We start from the raw sequence: 16,160 nt of genomic DNA, 5'->3' as shown, positions 1-16,160 counted from the left end.
GCCCAAAAGAATCAAACCTCTTCGGCTTTAGCCAAAGAGGTTTGGCCCCACCATCGCCGCCACGGCGACCGCGCCGCCGACCATCGTCACGATGGCGCCCGCCACGAAGGCCAGCAGCATGCGCGCGCTTTTGCGACGGCGCAGGCCGCTGGACCTGACGCCGCGCAGGATGACAAACGGTTTGGGGCCGAAGACTTCGGAACCGGAGATGTTGTGCTGGGACATGCGCTCCCCCTCGACTGCGCCCGCGTAGGGCCGAGGGTCAGCGAAGCGGGCAGGGCCGGGCGAAAAAATGGCGAACGCTGCTCACCCACACATCCGTGATCGGACGAACATTGTCCGATCTTCAACGGCTTAGCTTGATCCTAGCCGCACCAGACGAGGCGTCCGCTGTACGCCCGATAGTAGCCGCTGCGCGGGTCATAGGAGCGATAGCTGGCCCGGCACCAGTCGATCCGCCGGGCGTCGCGCCCGCCGGTCGCATGGCCGGCGTAGGCGTATCCGCCGCCGGGGAAGACCACATCGGGACGCCCGTAGGCCCCCTCATAGGTCGTGCCACCCGTATTGTGTCCGCCGTAGCCGTAGCCGTAGTCGCCGTACGCGCGCCCGCCGTAGCCCCGGCGCGGGCTGTAGCCATAGCCCTGCCCATAGCCGTAGCCGTACCGGCTGTAGCCATAGCCATGGCCGTAACCATCGCCGTACCGGTAGCCGGCCAGTTCCCGATAGTCAGCCCGGGCCTGTGAGCTGACCCGGCGCCGCTGGTCGCGCCAGCGGTCGCCGCAGTCATCCCGGCTCGCGTCCCAGAAGCGGTCGCACCGATAGTCGCCCGGCCGGTCCAGCTGGCCGCGCCAGTCGAAGGCCGACGGCGCCGCGTTCGAGCGCCAGCGCGGCGTGTAGTACCGCGTCTCCTCCCGGTCGTAGCCGCCGTGATAGCCGCTGTTTCCGTACTCATGGCCGTAGCCCTCGTTCCAGGACTGGGCGACGGCGGGCGTGGCGGCTCCAATCAGGGCGGCCGCGAGGATGAGGGACTGGACGCGCATGGTTAACTCTCCGGGGCGGCCCGATACGCGGCCTCGAAAGACGATACTGGCAGTCCTGCCGTCCTCGGACGGCGATCAGGGCAGGGTGACGGCGATCCGTCCGCTGCGGGTGTCGACACGGCGCATCAGCACCACGCGGTCGCCGCCGGCGCTGACCGGGGCGATGATGAACCAGCCGCCCGAGGGCAGGTTGGCGAAGTCGAAGCGGCCGTTCTCGCAGGTCGTCGACCGCACGAAGGCGCGGTAGTCGGCATTGGGGTCGGCCACGGTGCGGGCGCGCACGATGGCTTCCGGAATCGCGGCGCGGTCGGTCGAGCCGTACAGGGTGCGGAAGCGGGCGCGGGTATAGGGGGTGTCCGGGGTCAGGGCGACCGAGCCGGTGCAGGCGAAGGCCTGTCCGTCGCGGCGATAGTCGACCCGGCCCTCGATCGAGGCGCGGCCCGCGGTGTTGGACCAGCCGAAATCCGAGACATTGAACGGCGCGGGGCCCAACGGACCGCCCGGCCCGACCGGTCCGGTGGCGCAGCCGGCCATGACGGCTCCGGCGGCGGTCAGGGCGGCGAGGGCGAGGGGGCGGGCGATGGACATGGCTTTCTCCGTGGGGGGCGGCGGACCGGCGGATCAGACGCTGAACGCCGCCCCAAGGTCAAGGTTGCGACGGTCAGGGCTGTGGTTCAAAAGCGCGCACACAAACCGGCGCGAGACCGGCTATAGGGGACGCTCATGACAGTCACGTTCGACGACATCCTTGCCGCCCGCGAGCGGATCGCCGGTCAGGTCGATCGCACGCCGGTCCGCTATTCCCGCCGCCTGTCCCAGCTGACGGGCGCGGAGGTCTGGATCAAGTTCGACAACCTGCATTTCACCGGCTCCTTCAAGGAGCGCGGCGCGCTGAACCGCCTGCTGCAACTGACGCCGGAAGAGCGCAAGCGCGGCGTCGTCGCCGCCAGCGCCGGCAACCACGCCCAGGCCCTGGCCTACCATGGCGGCCGTCTCGGCATCCCCGTGACCATCGTCATGCCCGAGGGCACGCCCTTCGTGAAGATCGACGGCACGCGCCAGCACGGCGCCAATGTCGTCATCAAGGGCCTCGACTTCTCCGGCTCGACCGAGGAGGCCCACCGTCTGCGCGACGAGGAGGGCTTCATCTTCGTCTCGGCCTTCGATGACGAGGGCATCGTCGCCGGCCAGGGCGTCTGCGGGCTGGAGTTCATGGAGGACGCGCCGGACCTCGACGTCCTGATCATCCCCATCGGCGGCGGCGGCCTGATCGCCGGCTCGGCGCTGGCGGCCAAGACGCTGAAGCCGTCGATCCGCATCGTCGGGGTCGAGGCGGCCATGTACCCCTCCTTCAACGCCCGTCGTCAGGGCGAGACGCCGAAATGCGGCGGCCAGACCATCGCCGAGGGCATCGCCATCAAGGCCGTGGGCGACATCCCCTTCGCCATCGCCGAGGGGCTGATCGACGAGGTGCTGGTCTGTCAGGAAGCCGATTTCGAGAAGGGCGTCGCCTTCCTCGCCACCATGGAACGCACCGTGGCCGAGGGCGCGGGCGCCGGCGGTCTGGCGGCGATGCTGGCCTATCCGGACAAGTTCAGGGGGCTGAAGGTCGGCATTGAACTGACCGGCGGCAACATCGACGCCCGCATGCTGGCCGTGGTCCTGAACCGCGAGCTGGTGCGCGAGAAGCGGCTGGTCGTCTACCGCATCCTCGGCGACGATCGTCCGGGCATGCTGTCGAAAATGAGCGCCGTCATCGGCGGGCTTGGCGGAAACATCATAGACGTGGTGCATAACCGGCTGGCGCTGGACGTGCCGGCCAAGGGCGCGGAGTTCGACATCATGGTCGAGACCCGCGGCGAGGCGCACGCCGAGGAAATCAGACAGGGACTTGAAGGTGCGGGCTATGAACTCCGGATGGGTTAAGGGCGTCGCGGCGCTGGCGATGATCGCGGCCCTGGCCGCCTGCAACCGCGGCCCCGAGACGGGCAATGCGGAGGCCGAGGCCAACCTCAAGGCCGGTCAGGAATTCCTCGCGAAGAATGCGAAGGAAGAGGGGATCCAGACCCTGCCCGGCGGCATCCAGTACAAGGTCGTCCGGTCCGGTCCTCCGGGCGGCGAAAGCCCGGATGGCAATGATCTGGTGCGCGTCGACTACGAGGGCTCGCTGACCGACGGCACGGTCTTCGACAGCTCCTACGAGCGTGGCCAGCCCGCCGTCTTCACCCTCGATTCGGTGATCCCCGGCTGGAGCGAGGCCGTCCAGCAGATGAAGGTCGGCGACGAGTGGATCGTCTTCGTCCCGGCCGACAAGGGCTATGGCGAGCGGTCCTCGCCCGAGATTCCGGCCAACAGCGTGCTGGTCTTCCGGCTCAAGCTGCTGGATCTGGCCCGCACCCCCGGCGACGGCTCGATCAGCCGGGCGACCACGGCCAACGGCTGATCCCTAGGCGGCCCTCAGCCGGGCCGCCGCCCACTCCGCCGCATCCCGCACCACCGGATCGGGATCGTCCAGCAGGGCCTCCGCCGAGGGGATCAGCGTCGCGTCGGCGCTGTTGCCGATGGCGTACAGCACATTGCGGACAAAGCGATTGCGCCCGATCCGCTTGACCGGGCTCTTGGTGAACAGCGCCCGGAAGCTGGGGTCGTCCAGCGCCGCCAGATCGGCCAGCTTCGGCGAGACCAGACTGTCGCGCGCCTGCACCCGGCTTTCGCTCGCCGCGGCCGCGAACTTGTTCCATGGGCAGGACGCCAGACAGTCGTCACAGCCGTAGATGCGGCTGCCCGTCGCCTCGCGGAACTCCTCCGGCCAGGGCCCGGCGAATTCGATGGTCAGGTAGGACAGGCACCGCCGCGCATCCAGCTGGAACGGCGCCGGGAAGGCGTTCGTCGGGCAGGCGTCCAGACAGGCGGTGCAGCGTCCGCAGTGCTCGGTCTCCGGCGGGTCCGGCTCCATCTCCGCCGCGCTCAGGATCACCCCCAGGAACAGCCAGTTGCCGTGTTTCCGCGACAGCAGATTGGTGTGCTTGCCCTGCCAGCCCAGTCCCGCCCGCTGCGCCAGCGGCTTCTCCATCAGGGGCGCGGTGTCCACGAACACCTTCACCTCCTGCCCCGTCTTCGCCGCGATCTGACCGGCCAGCGTCTTCAGCCGCCCCTTGATCACCTCGTGATAGTCGTCGCCCCGGGCATAGACCGAGATATAGCCGTTGGACCGATCCGCCAGCTCCGGCAGCGGGTCCGTCTCCGGCCCGTAGTTCAGCCCCAGCACGATGGCTGTCCTGGCCCCGTCCCACATGGCCGTGGGGTGGGCGCGGCGCTCCAGCGTCGTCTCCATCCAGCCCATCTCGCCGTGCCGCCCGGCCTCGACGAAATGCGCCAGCCGCTCGCCCGCGCTCCACGGCTCCGACGCCGAGGCGAAGCGGCAAACCTCGAACCCGAGATTGGCGGCCTGTTCGCGGATCGCGTCGCGCGGGTCGCGGGCCATCAGCCTTGCGACATGCGCGCCCGGCGCTCGGCGTCGCCCGCCGTCCGTTGTTCGATCAGCGCCTCCACCGGCGCGTAGGACTCTGCGGCCACGTCGACGTCGCCCGTTGCGACGGCATCGGCGATCTTCTCGAACTGTGCGGAGATGGCCAGTTCCACGTCCGCGCTCTGCGCCATGCTGTTGGTGATGAACAGCAGATTGGCCTGCAGCGGCGTGTTGGCCAGTTCCGGCGCCGCGGATACCTGTCGGGCCAGCTGCGTCACCCGGACCTTCAGCGTAGTCGCGGCCTCGGCGGCGAGGCGCGCATGGCCCCGGATCGCCTCGGCGGAGGCGGACGGATCGACGTCCAGCCCCAGCATGGCGTCGCGGATGTAGACCATCCAGACAAGCGCCGCGTCATTGGTCGCCATCAGCGACCCTGCATAGTTGTAGCCCGGCTGGGACTCGTCGGGGCGCGAGTGGAACAGCATCAGGTTTTCGGCCTGCAGCTCGGTGATGCCCAGTTCGAAATAGCCCTTGCCCAGCGCCAGAAGGTCCTCCTCCCGGCCCGAGGACGCCGTCACCACCCGGTCGATGAACACGTCCGCCGTTTCGGAGGATTGCCGCAGCAGCGTGCCGATCCGGTCACGCAGTTCCACCTGTTGCCGCATCAGGCCACGCGCCTGCGCAGTGTCCATCCCGGCGGGCGGGGGCGGCGGTTCGGTCGCCAGCCGGGCGTATTCGTCGTTCAGCGCGGCATAGGCGGCGCGCGTCTCGGCGGCCCATTCCCGGGCCCAGGTCCGGGCTTCGCCGGTCTTCCCGGCGCTCAGCAGCGCCTGCAACCGGTCCCCGGCGTCCATCAGCGCCAGACCCTGTTCGGACCGGCGGGTGACAAGGTCGATATAGCCGGAGTTCCAGGTAACCAGACGCCCGAGCCAGGCCTGAACCTCGGCCGGTGCGTCCTGCGTCGAGACCGCCGGCGCCGGCGTTGCGGGCGACAGCGCCGCCGCGGCCGTGGGCGTCAGACCCAGAACCGCCATGGAAAGCAGAATACGAAACATCGGTGTGGCCCCCGCCCTCAGAAATCGAGGTCGGTATAATGGCCTGCCGGGGCCACCCCTGGGAAGCGGTCAGAGAGCAGGGTTCTGAAACACGGACGCGATTTCAGCTTCATGTACCAGGTCTTCAGCCCGGGATAGTTGGCCCAGCCGATCTCGCTGAAATAATCCAGCACCGACAGGTGCGCCGCCGCCACGATGTCGGCCTGGCTCATCCGGCGACCGGCCAGCCAGTCGCGCTCGCCCAGCAGGGCCTCCAGCATCTGCAGATGGTGCTTCAGCGCCTCGCGCCCGGCCCGCAGCGCCCGCGCCTCGGGCGGGCCCAGCCGCAGCAGGGGCTTCTCCATCCGCTCGTGCAGCAGCACCGCGTCCACCTCGTCGGTGAAGCGGCGGTCGAACCAGTTGACCAGCCGTCGGACCTCGGCCCGCTCGGCCGGATCGACCGGCAGCAGGAAGGCCTCCTTCGTCCGGTCCTCCAGCCAGCCCAGGATGGCCGGCTGTTCGCAGACCGTCAGCACCCGGCTGTTGGCCGTGGTCTGCAGCACCGGGGTCATGCCGGACGGGTTCAGCGCGCCGACCGGACAGTCGGGCTCCCACGGCTTCACCGCATTCTCCTCGAACGCGACCTTGGCCTCCCCCAGCGCCAGTCGCGCGGCGCGCGAGGCGGGATCAAAGGCGAAGTGGAAGAGGACGGAGACGGACATCCGGCAACCCATGCACCCGCGCGCGTTAAACGGGCGTTAGCTATCCGCCTCCGCGGACGGCGGTTCCGGCGCTTTTTTCGTCCGGCCCACAGGCGTGGCGGCGCGCGGGTCGGGGTGGATCATGATGTCGGCGTGCGGCCACAGGGCGATCAGCCGCGCCTCCGCCGCCTCGAGGATGTCGTGGGCCTGCGCCAGCGTCAGGGTCGGGGCCATGTCGACGTGCATCTGGATGGTCATCACCGGCCCGGCCTGACGGGTGCGCAGCCGGTGCACGCCGGTGATCTGCGGGTCCGACAGGATGGCGGTGGTGATGGCCACCCGGTCGGCGTCCGACCCGGCCCGGTCCAGCAACTGGTCGGCGGCCTCCTTCAGCACCCCGATCGCGCCCCAGAACAGCCAGACCGAAACCACCAGACCCGCCGCCGCATCCAGTCCCGGCGCGGCCAGCCAGGCGCCCGACGCCACCCCGATCAGCACGACGACATTGGCCGCCAGGTCCGAGGCGTAGTGGGCGCGGTCGGCCGACACCGCCACCGATCCGCTCAGCCGGATGGCCCGGCTCTGGCGCCAGATCAGCCAGCCGGTCAGGGCCATGGAGATGGCGATGACCGTCACCCCGACCCAGCCCGAGCTGACCGGGCGCGGATCGAACAGGCGCTGGATCGCCTCCCAGCCGATGAAGACGGCCGAGGCGAAGACCAGCCCGGCCTGCACCAGCGCGGCCATCGCCTCGCCCTTGCCGTGACCGAAGCGGTGCTCCTCGTCCGGCGGGGCGGCGGCCCAGCGCACGGCGAAGAAGGTGGCCAGGGAGGCGATCAGGTCCAGCGACGAATCGGCCAGCGACGCCAGGATCGACACCGACCCCGAGGCGCCCAGGGCGAAGGTCTTCAGCACGATCAGGATCACCGCCACGGCGACGGACAGGCGGGTGATCCCCCGGGTCGCGGCGTGGACGTCGTCGAGCGAAGCGGTCGTCATGTCGGGACTTGTCGCGGAATCCCGTGTCCCTGCCAAGACTTCGCGCCCGCCGGCGTTAGTGTGTTCGTCACGAAAAACCGCCATTATCCATAATCGAGACGGATTTCCGGGCGTCGCGTAGCCGGAGGGACAGCGGATGGACACGACCGGCGAACGCTGGATCGGGCGGGGCGAGGCCCTCAGTCGGCTCGGGGTCAAGGCCCAGACCCTCTACGCCTATGTCAGTCGCGGCCGCATCGCCGCCCGTCCCGATCCCGCCGATCCCCGTCGCAGTCTCTACGCTGTGCGCGACATCGACCGCCTGACCGGCGACGCGCCTCCGGAGGATGCGCCGCCCCGCGTCGTGGAGGCCGGCCCCGCCTCGCGTGGCGAGGCCGACATCGCCTCCTGCGTCAGCGTCGTCGTCTCGGGACGCCTCTTCTATCGCGGGCTGGATGCGGTCCAGCTGTCCGGCGCGGCGACGCTGGAGGAGGCCGCCCGCACCCTCTGGGGCGCCCGCGCCGCCAATCCCTTTGCCCAGATCCGGCCGCGTGTCGGCGTCACGCCCGGCGGCTCGGCCCGCGCGCGCCTGTTCGCCGCCCTGGCCCGCCGCGCGGACGAGGACGCCGACGCCCGCGTCCGCGATCCCGACGCCCTGCGCATCGAATGCGCCCGGGTGCTGGACGAGGCGGTGGACGCCGTCGCCGGGCCGGGCCCCCGCCTGTTCCTGCATCAGCGCCTCGCCCGCTTCTGGAAGGCGCCGGAACGCGACGCCCAGCTGATCCGTCGGGCGCTGGTCCTGTCCGCCGATGTCGGCATGGACGCCGCCGTCATCGCCGCCCGCGCGGTCGCCGGGGCCGGCGCCTCGCCGGCCGCCGCGGCCCTGGCCGGGCTCAGCGTCGTCGCCGCTTCGCGCGCGGTGGCGCAGACGGTCGAGGCGTCCGGCTGGATCAACACCGCTCGCCGCCACCCGGCCGAGGCCATGCGCGACCTGCAGCGCGCCGGCTTCAGCGATCCGGACTGGAGCGGCGTCGACCCGCGCGCCGCCGCCCTGCTGGCCGCCGCCGACCTGCCCGACGATCTGGCCCGGGTGCTGCGCGATGGCCAGACCGCCGCCGGTCGCGCCCCGGGGTTCGCCCTGGCCCTCGCCGCCGCCGCCCGCCGGATGGAGCTGCCGCGCGACGCCGCCCAGGACCTGCTGCTGACCGGTCGTCTCGCCGGTTTGCTGGCTCATGCGCTCGATCAGGCGCTGGATGGCTCGCCTATCCGGGCGCGGCTGCGCTATGTGGGTCCGGAGCCGGGCGCGCACTGAGGCGACGCTCCGGGTGTAAGGGAAATCCATGGCTGACTGGCTTGCGGCGATCCTCCTCGGAGTCCTCGAGGGTCTCACCGAGTTCATTCCGGTGTCCTCCACCGGCCACCTGCTGCTGCTGCGCGAGGCGCTGGGCCTGACCGACGAACGCTGGACCTCCTTCGTGGTGATGATCCAGCTGGGCGCCATCCTGGCGCTGGTGCTGCTGTATTTCGGCCGCCTGTGGAAGGTGCTTATCGGCCTGCCCACCGACCCCAAGGCGCGCCATTTCGCCATCAGCGTCCTGATCGCCTTCGTCCCGTCCCTGCTGGCCGGCGCCTTCCTCTACGACTTCATCAAGGGCTATCTGTTCGAGACCCCGGCCATCATCTGCGTCAGCCTGATCGTCGGCGGCTTCCTGCTGATGGCGCTGGATCGCTGGGCGCCCCAGCCGAAGCATTTCGACGCCATGCAGCTGACGTGGAAGACCTCGGCCCTGATCGGCCTGTTCCAGTGTCTGGCCCTGGTGCCCGGCGTGTCGCGCTCCGGCTCGACCATCGCCGGCGGCCTGCTGCTGCGGCTGGAGAAGCCGGCGGCGGCCGAGTTCTCCTTCTTCCTCGCCATCCCGACCATGGTCGGCGCCTTCACCTATGACCTGATCAAGAGCGGCGCCCAGATGGACCTCAGCTTCGGTTGGGTCATCGCCGTCGGCTTCGTCAGCGCCTTCGTCGCCGGTCTGGTCGTGATCCGCTTCCTGCTCAGCTTCGTGTCCAACTACGGCTTCACCCCCTTCGCCATCTGGCGGATCGTGGTGGGCAGCGTCGGCCTGCTGGCGATCTGGCTGTATTGATCGGCTGAAACAGAAAAGGCCGGGCTGGATCGCTCCAGCCCGGCCTTTTTCATGTCTGGCTGTTCGCTCAGGCCGCGACCGGCTCGGCGAACTGGCCGCCGCGGCGGTAGCGCCACAGATAGCTGGCGGCGACGGCCTCGACGCCGGTCGGCTGGATGCCCAGATCGGCCAGGCCCTGGGCGCCGTCCGAGACCACGTTGTCGCTCTGCAGCAGGACTACCTGATCCTCGGTCAGCACCGGCTTGATGCCGACAATGGCGGTCAGTTGCGCCAGCGCGCCGACGATCCTGGCGGCGAAGAAGGGCAGGGGCAGCAGGCCCGGGGTGCGATAGGTCTCGCGCGACACCAGCTTCAGCACCTCCTCGAAGGTCATCACCGCCGGGCCGCCCAGCTCATAGGTCTGGCCGGCCGATTCGCCGCGGCCGGTGGCGCGGGCGATGGCCTCGGCCACGTCGCCGACATAGACCGGCTGGAATTTCGTCTGGCCGCCGCCGACCAGCGGCAGCACCGGCGACAGCTGGGCCATCTTGGCGAACTTGTTCAGGAAGTCGTCGCCGGCGCCGAACACGACCGACGGACGGACGATCACCGCATCCGGCTTGACCTCGCGCACCGCCATCTCGGCCTCGGCCTTGGTGCGGGCGTAGTCGGACTGGCTCTCCGGATTGGCGCCCAGGGCCGACACCTGCACCAGACGGTCCACGCCCGCGGCCGCGCTGGCCTCGGCGATCGTGCGCGACGCCTCGACGTGCAGGCTCTCGAATTTGCGACCGCCGCCCTCGTACAGGATGCCGACCAGATTGATCACCGCGTCCGCGCCGTGGATCGCCTCGCCCACCTGGGCGGCGTCGGTCGCGTCGCAGCGGATGGCCTTGATCTGGCCGACCCCGCCGGCCGTCTGCAGCTTCCAGGCCCGGTCCGGGCGGCGACAGGCGATGCGAATGCGCCAGCCGCGACGGGCCAGCGCGCTGACCACCTGACTGCCGACAAAACCTGTCCCACCGAAGACGGTGACCAGACCGGGGGCGACTTCGCTCATCTCAGACTCCAAGGCGGACCGCGCGCGGGAAGAACCCTTGCAGGGCGGGGGATTAGACGATGGGGGCGGGCCTCGCAACGCAAACGCAAAAAATGCTGGAAAAGGTTGTTGACCCGCTCCGGGCTCTGCCTTAGAGGTCCGCGCCTTCCAGACGGAAACGCCGCTCGCGGCACGGACGTTTGGCCCAGATGGCGGAATTGGTAGACGCGCTGGCTTCAGGTGCCAGTGACTGAAAGGTCGTGGAGGTTCGAGTCCTCTTCTGGGCACCAATTATTGAAAAGGCGCTGCATCGTCCGATGCGGCGCCTTTTCTCTTTTGGGCTCGATGTCAGCCGGTGCTCGGTGCTGACGGGCCGGTGCGGCGAAGTGATTAGTGGCTAGTGATTAGTGGATCGCGGCGGCGCTGCCGGTTCTGCATCACCAACGATCAGTGAAGCCGCCAACCACTAATCACTAACCACTAGCCACTTTCCGGGCTCCGTCAGACGGGATTGCGCTCGCATCCCCAAGGCCAAGGCGCTACCTACAGCCCATGACCGTTTATCTTCACGAAGGCGACCTGCCCGACGACCTCGATCTCGGCCCCGTGGTGGCCGTCGATTCCGAGACCATGGGCCTGCGCTTCCGCCGCGACCCGCTGTGCGTGGTCCAGCTGTCGTCCGGCGACGGCGACGCCCACGTCGTGCGCCTGAACCGCCCCGCCTACGACTGCCCGAACCTGAAGCGCGTGCTCGCCGACCCCGACGTGCTCAAGCTGTTCCACTTCGGCCGCTTCGACATCGGCATGTTCCAGCTGCACCTCGGCGTCGACACCGCCCCGGTCTACTGCACCAAGATCGCCTCCAAGCTGGCCCGCACCTACACCGACCGTCACGGCCTGAAGGACGTGGTGCGCGAATGCGCGGGCGTGGAGCTCTCCAAGGCCCAGCAGTCCAGCGACTGGGGCGCGCCGGTCCTGACCCAGGCCCAACTCGACTACGCCGCCTCCGACGTCCTGTATCTGCACGCCGTGCGCAACCGGCTGGACGAGATGCTGGAGCGCGAGGGCCGCACCGAACTGGCCCGCAAATGTTTCGAGTTCCTGCCCACCCGCGCCGCCCTCGATCTGGCCGGCTGGGACGAGCAGGACATCTTCGCCCACGCCTGAGACTGAGGCCCGATGAGCCAGGAGCCGGTTGAGACCCGCAAGGCGGAAGATGAGGCCCGCGTCGCCGCGACGGCCTCGGCCTTCCGCGCGCGCTCGCGCCGGGTCCAGCTGCTGCGTCGCCTGCTGCCGGTGCTGATCCTCGTCCTGGCGGGCGGCACCATCAGCTGGATCGTCCTGCGCACCGTCATGTCGGATGTGGAGCGCAAGGCCGGGACCAGCCGCGAGGTCCGCCTCGACAACCCCATGTTCCACGGCCAGGACGCCCAGGGCCGCAGCTTCGTCATCGGGGCCAGGGGCGCCGTGCGCGATCCGAACACCGGCCGCTTCCGTCTGGTCGGCCCGGCCCTGCGGCTCAATCTGGGCGGCCGCAAGGTCACGACCCTGACGGCCGACGGCGGCGAATACGACGAGGTCCGCAAGACCGTGACGATCGGCCCCAATGTCCGCATCTCGGACGGCGGATCGGGCTTCACCCTCGTCACGCCCGAGGCGGTGATCGACACCTCGACCGGCATCGTGACCGGGAACAAGGGCGTTCAGGGCGACGGGCCTCTTGGAACGATCAACGCTTCGTCCTATGCGGTCTATGATCAAGGCGAACGGGTCGTGTTCAGCGGCACGGGCGATAACAAGGTGCGCGGGACCATCAACCCGTCGAGGTCGAACTGATGATCAAGACCAGACTCCTGACCGTTGCGGCGCTCGGCCTGGGCCTGATGGCCCTGCCGACGGTCGGCGACGCCCAGAGCTTCCAGGGCGGCCAGCCCATCATGTGGGGCGCCGACAATGTGTCGCGCACCACCACCACCCTGTCGATGCGTGGCCGCGCCGAACTGACCCAGGGCGACAGCCGCATTCGCGCCGACGCCATCGAGGCGGGCCTGAACGGCGGAACCCTGAACCGGGTCGAGGCCTCGGGCAGCGTCTATTTCGTGACGCCTGAGCAGACCATTCGCGGCGACCGCGCCGTCTACACGCCCAACAATGACACCATCGTCCTGACCGGCGACGTGATCATGACCCAGGGCGAGAACGTCATCACCGGCTCGCGTCTGGTCTACAACACCCGCACCGAGAGCGCCCAGATGGAAGGCGGCTCCGGCGGTCGGGTCCAGGGCGTCTTCTATCCGTCGCAGGGGAACTGAGCCCCGGCTCGGAGTGACGATTGGCCCGCAAGGAACTCTCCGCTCTCAACGTCCATGACGACGCCGCCCCGGCGCCCGTCGCCGCCGCGCGCGCCACCGGCCTGCGCGCCGAGAACCTGGCCCGCGCCTTCGGCCAGCGTCAGGTCGTCCGCGACGTCTCCCTGACCGTCCAGCGCGGCGAGGTCGCCGGCCTGCTCGGCCCCAACGGGGCGGGCAAGACCACCTGCTTCTACATGATCACCGGCCTGATCCCGCCGGACTCCGGCTCGATCTGGCTGGACGGCGAGGACATCACCGCCCAGCCCATGTACCAGCGCGCCCGCATGGGCCTCGGCTATCTGGCTCAGGAAGCCTCCATCTTCCGCGGCATGACGGTCGAGCAGAACGTCCGCGCCGTCGTCGAACTGCACCACACCGGCCAGAAGGCGATCGACGAGGAGGTCTCGCGCCTGCTGGAGGAGCTCCGCATCGATCACCTGCGTCAGGCCCCGGCCTCGGGCCTGTCGGGCGGCGAGCGTCGCCGCTGCGAAATCGCCCGCGCCCTGGCCGGCCGCCCGTCCTTCATGCTGCTGGACGAACCCTTCGCCGGCATCGACCCCCTGGCCATCGCCGACATCCGTCAGGTGATCCGCTATCTGGCCGGTCAGGGCATCGGCGTCCTGATCACCGACCACAACGTCCGCGAAACCCTCGAAATCATCGACCACGCCTCGATCATCTCGGGCGGCTCGGTCCTGTTCGAGGGCAAGGCCGAGGACGTCATCCGCGACCCCGAAGTCCGCCGCGTCTACCTCGGGGACATGTACGGTTAGAGCCCGCGCTCACCTCTCCAGCGAAGCTGGGGAGGGGGACCGTCCGGAGCCGCAGGCGACGGATGTTGGAGGGGTTGTTCCAACCGCCCCGCTCTCGTTCCTCCCCCTTGGGGGAGGGGGACCGCCGAAGGCGGTGGAGGGGCGCCAGATACAGGAGCCGACGCCATGACCCACCGCATCTTCGCCATGCCCTTCGCCAGCGTCTATCCGGCCTATATCGCCAAGGCCGAGAAGAAGGGCCGCACCCGCGCCGAGGTCGATCAGGTCATCCTCTGGCTCACCGGCTATTCGCAGACCCAGTTCGATGGCCTGATCGCCGACAAGACCCCGTTCGAGGCCTTCTTCGCCAACGCCCCCGCCCTGAACCCGGCCCGCCAGTCGATCACCGGAACCATCTGCGGCATCCGCGTCGAGGCGATGGAGCCCGGCCTGATGCAGGAAATCCGCTACCTTGACAAACTCATCGACGAGCTGGCCAAGGGCAAGGCGATGGAGAAGGTGCTGCGGGGGTAGGGCTCAGCCCTCACGCGCGCCGAAGGCCCCGGGTCACCAGCAGCAGCCCCAGCGCCACCTCATAGAGGAACATCGGGGCCATGTAGGCGATGCCGACGGCCTGCCCGATCTCGGGGCGAGCCAGCGCCGTCAGCGGGATCAGCGCCAGCGCCAGGGACGCGCCCATCCCCAACACTGCGAGGGCGCGGGGGATGTACCGCGATCGGAACCAGAGCCAGGCGAACACGGCCTGTCCCAGCCCGAGGAAGACCCAGCCGAAGCTCATGGTGTCCGCCCGAACCCCCATCAGCAGCCGCGCCAGCGCCTGTTGCTGCTCGACCGGGAAGGCGTCCAGATAGGGCGCATCTGACACCAGCCTCAGGGCGATGATCAGCGCCAGCGCGCTGGCTGACAACAGGGCGGCGTTGGCGACGCGGAACAGGACGCCCAGCAGCGCCAGCCCTCGCCCGACCGGGCTGAGCACCACATAGGCCGCGACCCCCACGGCCACGTCGCTGATGAAGCAGGCGAACAGCAGGACGGCCGACAGCCGAAGCGTCTGGGCCGCGCCCGCGAGGCTGGCGGCGGTGACCGCGGCGTCGTCGGAAATGACCACGGGGGCCAGGCCCACGAACTCGACCCAGATCGACACCGCCATCGCGATCAGGGTGATCCCGCCCAGAACGCGGGCGGCCCGGCGTTGCTCGGGGCGGATCGACAGGGGCTCACGCGACGGGGACTGGACGGCGGTCATCAGGAGGCTCAAAGCGAGGTCCTGCGACCCCCGTCCTGACTGAACCACGAACCCGCCGCGCGAGGCACTTACGATATTGTAACGCTTGAGGGACGGCGCGTGCTGCGCGCCTGATCTATTTCAGCGACGCCTCTAGCACCCGCGCGAAATTGCCGCCCAGGATCTTCGCCCGGTCCGTGTCGCCGTAGCCGCGCCTGCGCAGGGCCGCGTCCAGCACCTGCATCCGGTCCGGTCCGTCCATGTCGGCGCAGGTGACATGCCCGGCCAGCGGCTCGGCCCCGGCCCGTCCCAGATTGCGCCGCTGGTAGTCGGCCAGATTGGCCACCTTGGTCGCCTGGTCGCGGCTGTCCCCCATCGCCGGCTGGTCGCTGCCGAAGCCGACGCAGTCGACGCCGCCCACCCGCACCGCATGGTCGATGTGGTCTACCACGTCCTCGACCGAGGAATGATCCGCCGCCGTCAGCCAGCGGCTCATCATGAACACGCCGAAGAAGCCGCCCTTGTCCGCCAGCTTGCGGATCATCTCGTCGCTCTTGTTACGCGGCGTGTCGTACAGCGCCCGGCAACCGGCATGCGTCACCGCGATCGGCCCGCGCGCATGCTCGATGGCCTCCAGCGTCGTGCGCGGGCTGCAGTGCGACAGGTCGATCAGGCCGCCAGCCGCTTCCATCTCCCAGATCAGCGCCGCGCCCAGCAGCGACAGCCCGCCGTCCGTCGGCTCCATGAAGCCGTCCCCCGCGGGCGATCGCTCGTTATGCGTCAGCTGCAGGACCCTCAACCCCTTGGCGTGGTGTCCCCGGAAGGTCTCCAGATTGAGGTCCGAGTAGGAGATCACCGACGGCCCCACGATGTTGGCGTCCTGACAGGCGACGATGACCGCCAGCTTCCCCTCGGCCCGCGCCCGCTCAAGGTCGCCTTTCGCCCGCACCAGCCGCACCTTGCTGTCGGCGGCGCCCTCGAAGGCGTTCCAGTTCTCCAGCGCGGTCGTCGCCTGCGTCGGCGCGCGAGGGAAGATGGTCAGGTCCAGCACCAGCGCATCCATCCCGGCGGCCAGCACCTCCGGCCCGTCCACGGAGCCGGCCCCTCCGATGGCCATGGCGTCGATCACCGACGCGCGCGGCGCCGGGGACTGCGCGGCCCGTCCCCGCCTGCGCGACTGCGCCGACACCGCCCCCGCTGGCGTCAGGGCCATGGCGGCTCCCGCCAGTGTGAATACGCGACGATCCATCATGCCGGCCTCCTGCCTTCTGTGGCGAAACAAGCTTTGCCTTGGGTGGAAGACTGGGCGGTCGAACCGCGCTTTTTTGAGGCAGGCGGGACCGGGGCAGGGGGCCGGCCGGTGGGACGGGATGAAGGGGCGCTTTCCCGGCCGTTCTGCGCTAGAAGCGCCGCCCACCGCCGGGAGCCGC

At 69.6% G+C, this 16,160-nt stretch carries 19 protein-coding genes and 1 tRNA gene; 10 read left to right on the top strand and 10 right to left on the bottom strand.

Features of this window, described 5'->3' with window-relative positions; genetic code table 11:
* Positions 1-27: 27 nt before the first annotated feature.
* The 3 genes from ACFQQC_RS01620 to ACFQQC_RS01610 form a co-directional block, all read right to left on the bottom strand.
* Positions 28-225, bottom strand: a complete 198-nt coding sequence (locus ACFQQC_RS01620; RefSeq protein ID WP_376859052.1) for a hypothetical protein — start codon at positions 223-225, stop codon at positions 28-30.
* A gap of 140 nt (positions 226-365) precedes the next feature.
* Positions 366-1,040, bottom strand: a complete 675-nt coding sequence (locus ACFQQC_RS01615; protein ID WP_376859050.1) for a hypothetical protein — start codon at positions 1,038-1,040, stop codon at positions 366-368.
* Between the two features lie 75 nt (positions 1,041-1,115).
* Positions 1,116-1,628 (bottom strand): hypothetical protein, encoded by a 513-nt coding sequence (locus ACFQQC_RS01610; protein ID WP_376859048.1) that lies wholly within the window; start codon positions 1,626-1,628, stop codon positions 1,116-1,118.
* Positions 1,629-1,763: 135 nt separating this feature from the next.
* Between ACFQQC_RS01610 and ACFQQC_RS01605 the strand changes: the two genes are divergently transcribed.
* Both ACFQQC_RS01605 and ACFQQC_RS01600 read left to right on the top strand, forming a co-directional pair.
* On the top strand, positions 1,764-2,966 hold the full coding sequence (locus ACFQQC_RS01605; protein ID WP_376859046.1) for a threonine ammonia-lyase: 1,203 nt from the start codon (positions 1,764-1,766) through the stop codon (positions 2,964-2,966).
* Positions 2,947-3,483 (top strand): FKBP-type peptidyl-prolyl cis-trans isomerase, encoded by a 537-nt coding sequence (locus tag ACFQQC_RS01600; protein ID WP_376859044.1) that lies wholly within the window; start codon positions 2,947-2,949, stop codon positions 3,481-3,483. The genes ACFQQC_RS01605 and ACFQQC_RS01600 overlap by 20 nt, the downstream gene beginning before the upstream one ends.
* A 3-nt stretch (positions 3,484-3,486) precedes the next feature.
* Here ACFQQC_RS01600 and queG read toward each other — a convergent pair whose 3' ends face one another.
* The 4 genes from queG to ACFQQC_RS01580 are packed head-to-tail and all read right to left on the bottom strand — an operon-like array spanning position 3,487 to position 7,243.
* On the bottom strand, positions 3,487-4,524 hold the full coding sequence (queG, locus tag ACFQQC_RS01595; protein ID WP_376859043.1) for a tRNA epoxyqueuosine(34) reductase QueG: 1,038 nt from the start codon (positions 4,522-4,524) through the stop codon (positions 3,487-3,489).
* Complete coding sequence (locus ACFQQC_RS01590; RefSeq protein WP_376859042.1) at positions 4,524-5,564, bottom strand: hypothetical protein; 1,041 nt, start codon at positions 5,562-5,564, stop codon at positions 4,524-4,526. Before ACFQQC_RS01590 ends, queG begins: the two co-directional genes overlap by 1 nt.
* Before the next feature lie 17 nt (positions 5,565-5,581).
* Complete coding sequence (locus ACFQQC_RS01585) at positions 5,582-6,265, bottom strand: glutathione S-transferase family protein (protein WP_376859040.1); 684 nt, start codon at positions 6,263-6,265, stop codon at positions 5,582-5,584.
* Between the two features lie 36 nt (positions 6,266-6,301).
* A complete protein-coding gene (locus ACFQQC_RS01580; protein WP_376859038.1) occupies positions 6,302-7,243 on the bottom strand; it encodes a cation diffusion facilitator family transporter in 942 nt (313 codons plus the stop codon).
* Between the two features lie 136 nt (positions 7,244-7,379).
* Between ACFQQC_RS01580 and ACFQQC_RS01575 the strand changes: the two genes are divergently transcribed.
* Together ACFQQC_RS01575 and ACFQQC_RS01570 are read left to right on the top strand one after the other, a co-directional pair.
* Positions 7,380-8,534, top strand: a complete 1,155-nt coding sequence (locus tag ACFQQC_RS01575) for a citrate/2-methylcitrate synthase (protein ID WP_376859036.1) — start codon at positions 7,380-7,382, stop codon at positions 8,532-8,534.
* 28 nt (positions 8,535-8,562) lie between these two features.
* Positions 8,563-9,363 (top strand): undecaprenyl-diphosphate phosphatase, encoded by an 801-nt coding sequence (locus ACFQQC_RS01570; protein ID WP_376859034.1) that lies wholly within the window; start codon positions 8,563-8,565, stop codon positions 9,361-9,363.
* 67 nt (positions 9,364-9,430) lie between these two features.
* On the opposite strand, the gene ACFQQC_RS01565 is transcribed toward ACFQQC_RS01570, so the two are convergent.
* Entirely contained in the window at positions 9,431-10,402 is a 972-nt protein-coding gene (locus tag ACFQQC_RS01565) for a complex I NDUFA9 subunit family protein (protein ID WP_376859032.1), read from the bottom strand.
* Between the two features lie 182 nt (positions 10,403-10,584).
* Between ACFQQC_RS01565 and ACFQQC_RS01560 the strand changes: the two genes are divergently transcribed.
* The 6 genes from ACFQQC_RS01560 (at position 10,585) to ACFQQC_RS01535 (ending at position 14,018) form a co-directional block, all read left to right on the top strand.
* A tRNA-Leu gene (locus ACFQQC_RS01560) sits at positions 10,585-10,671 on the top strand.
* 262 nt (positions 10,672-10,933) lie between these two features.
* Positions 10,934-11,548 (top strand): ribonuclease D, encoded by a 615-nt coding sequence (locus ACFQQC_RS01555; RefSeq protein WP_376859030.1) that lies wholly within the window; start codon positions 10,934-10,936, stop codon positions 11,546-11,548.
* A 12-nt stretch (positions 11,549-11,560) separates the two neighbouring features.
* Positions 11,561-12,217, top strand: coding sequence for an LPS export ABC transporter periplasmic protein LptC (gene lptC / locus ACFQQC_RS01550; protein WP_376859028.1), 657 nt, complete (start codon positions 11,561-11,563; stop codon positions 12,215-12,217).
* A complete protein-coding gene (locus ACFQQC_RS01545) occupies positions 12,217-12,693 on the top strand; it encodes an LptA/OstA family protein (protein ID WP_376859026.1) in 477 nt (158 codons plus the stop codon). The genes lptC and ACFQQC_RS01545 overlap by 1 nt, the downstream gene beginning before the upstream one ends.
* 20 nt (positions 12,694-12,713) lie before the next feature.
* Complete coding sequence (lptB, locus tag ACFQQC_RS01540) at positions 12,714-13,505, top strand: LPS export ABC transporter ATP-binding protein (RefSeq protein WP_376859024.1); 792 nt, start codon at positions 12,714-12,716, stop codon at positions 13,503-13,505.
* Positions 13,506-13,670: 165 nt separating this feature from the next.
* Entirely contained in the window at positions 13,671-14,018 is a 348-nt protein-coding gene (locus tag ACFQQC_RS01535) for a DUF2200 domain-containing protein (RefSeq protein WP_376859022.1), read from the top strand.
* A gap of 10 nt (positions 14,019-14,028) precedes the next feature.
* On the opposite strand, the gene ACFQQC_RS01530 is transcribed toward ACFQQC_RS01535, so the two are convergent.
* A complete protein-coding gene (locus ACFQQC_RS01530) occupies positions 14,029-14,751 on the bottom strand; it encodes a DUF4386 domain-containing protein (RefSeq protein WP_376859020.1) in 723 nt (240 codons plus the stop codon).
* Positions 14,752-14,866: 115 nt separating this feature from the next.
* Entirely contained in the window at positions 14,867-15,982 is a 1,116-nt protein-coding gene (locus tag ACFQQC_RS01525) for a dipeptidase (RefSeq protein ID WP_376859018.1), read from the bottom strand.
* Between the last annotated feature and the right edge of the window lie 178 nt (positions 15,983-16,160).

Origin of the sequence: Brevundimonas sp. GCM10030266 (assembly GCF_042666595.1) — a bacterium.
Classification (GTDB): domain Bacteria; phylum Pseudomonadota; class Alphaproteobacteria; order Caulobacterales; family Caulobacteraceae; genus Brevundimonas.
This window is presented reverse-complemented; position numbering and strand designations above follow the sequence as displayed.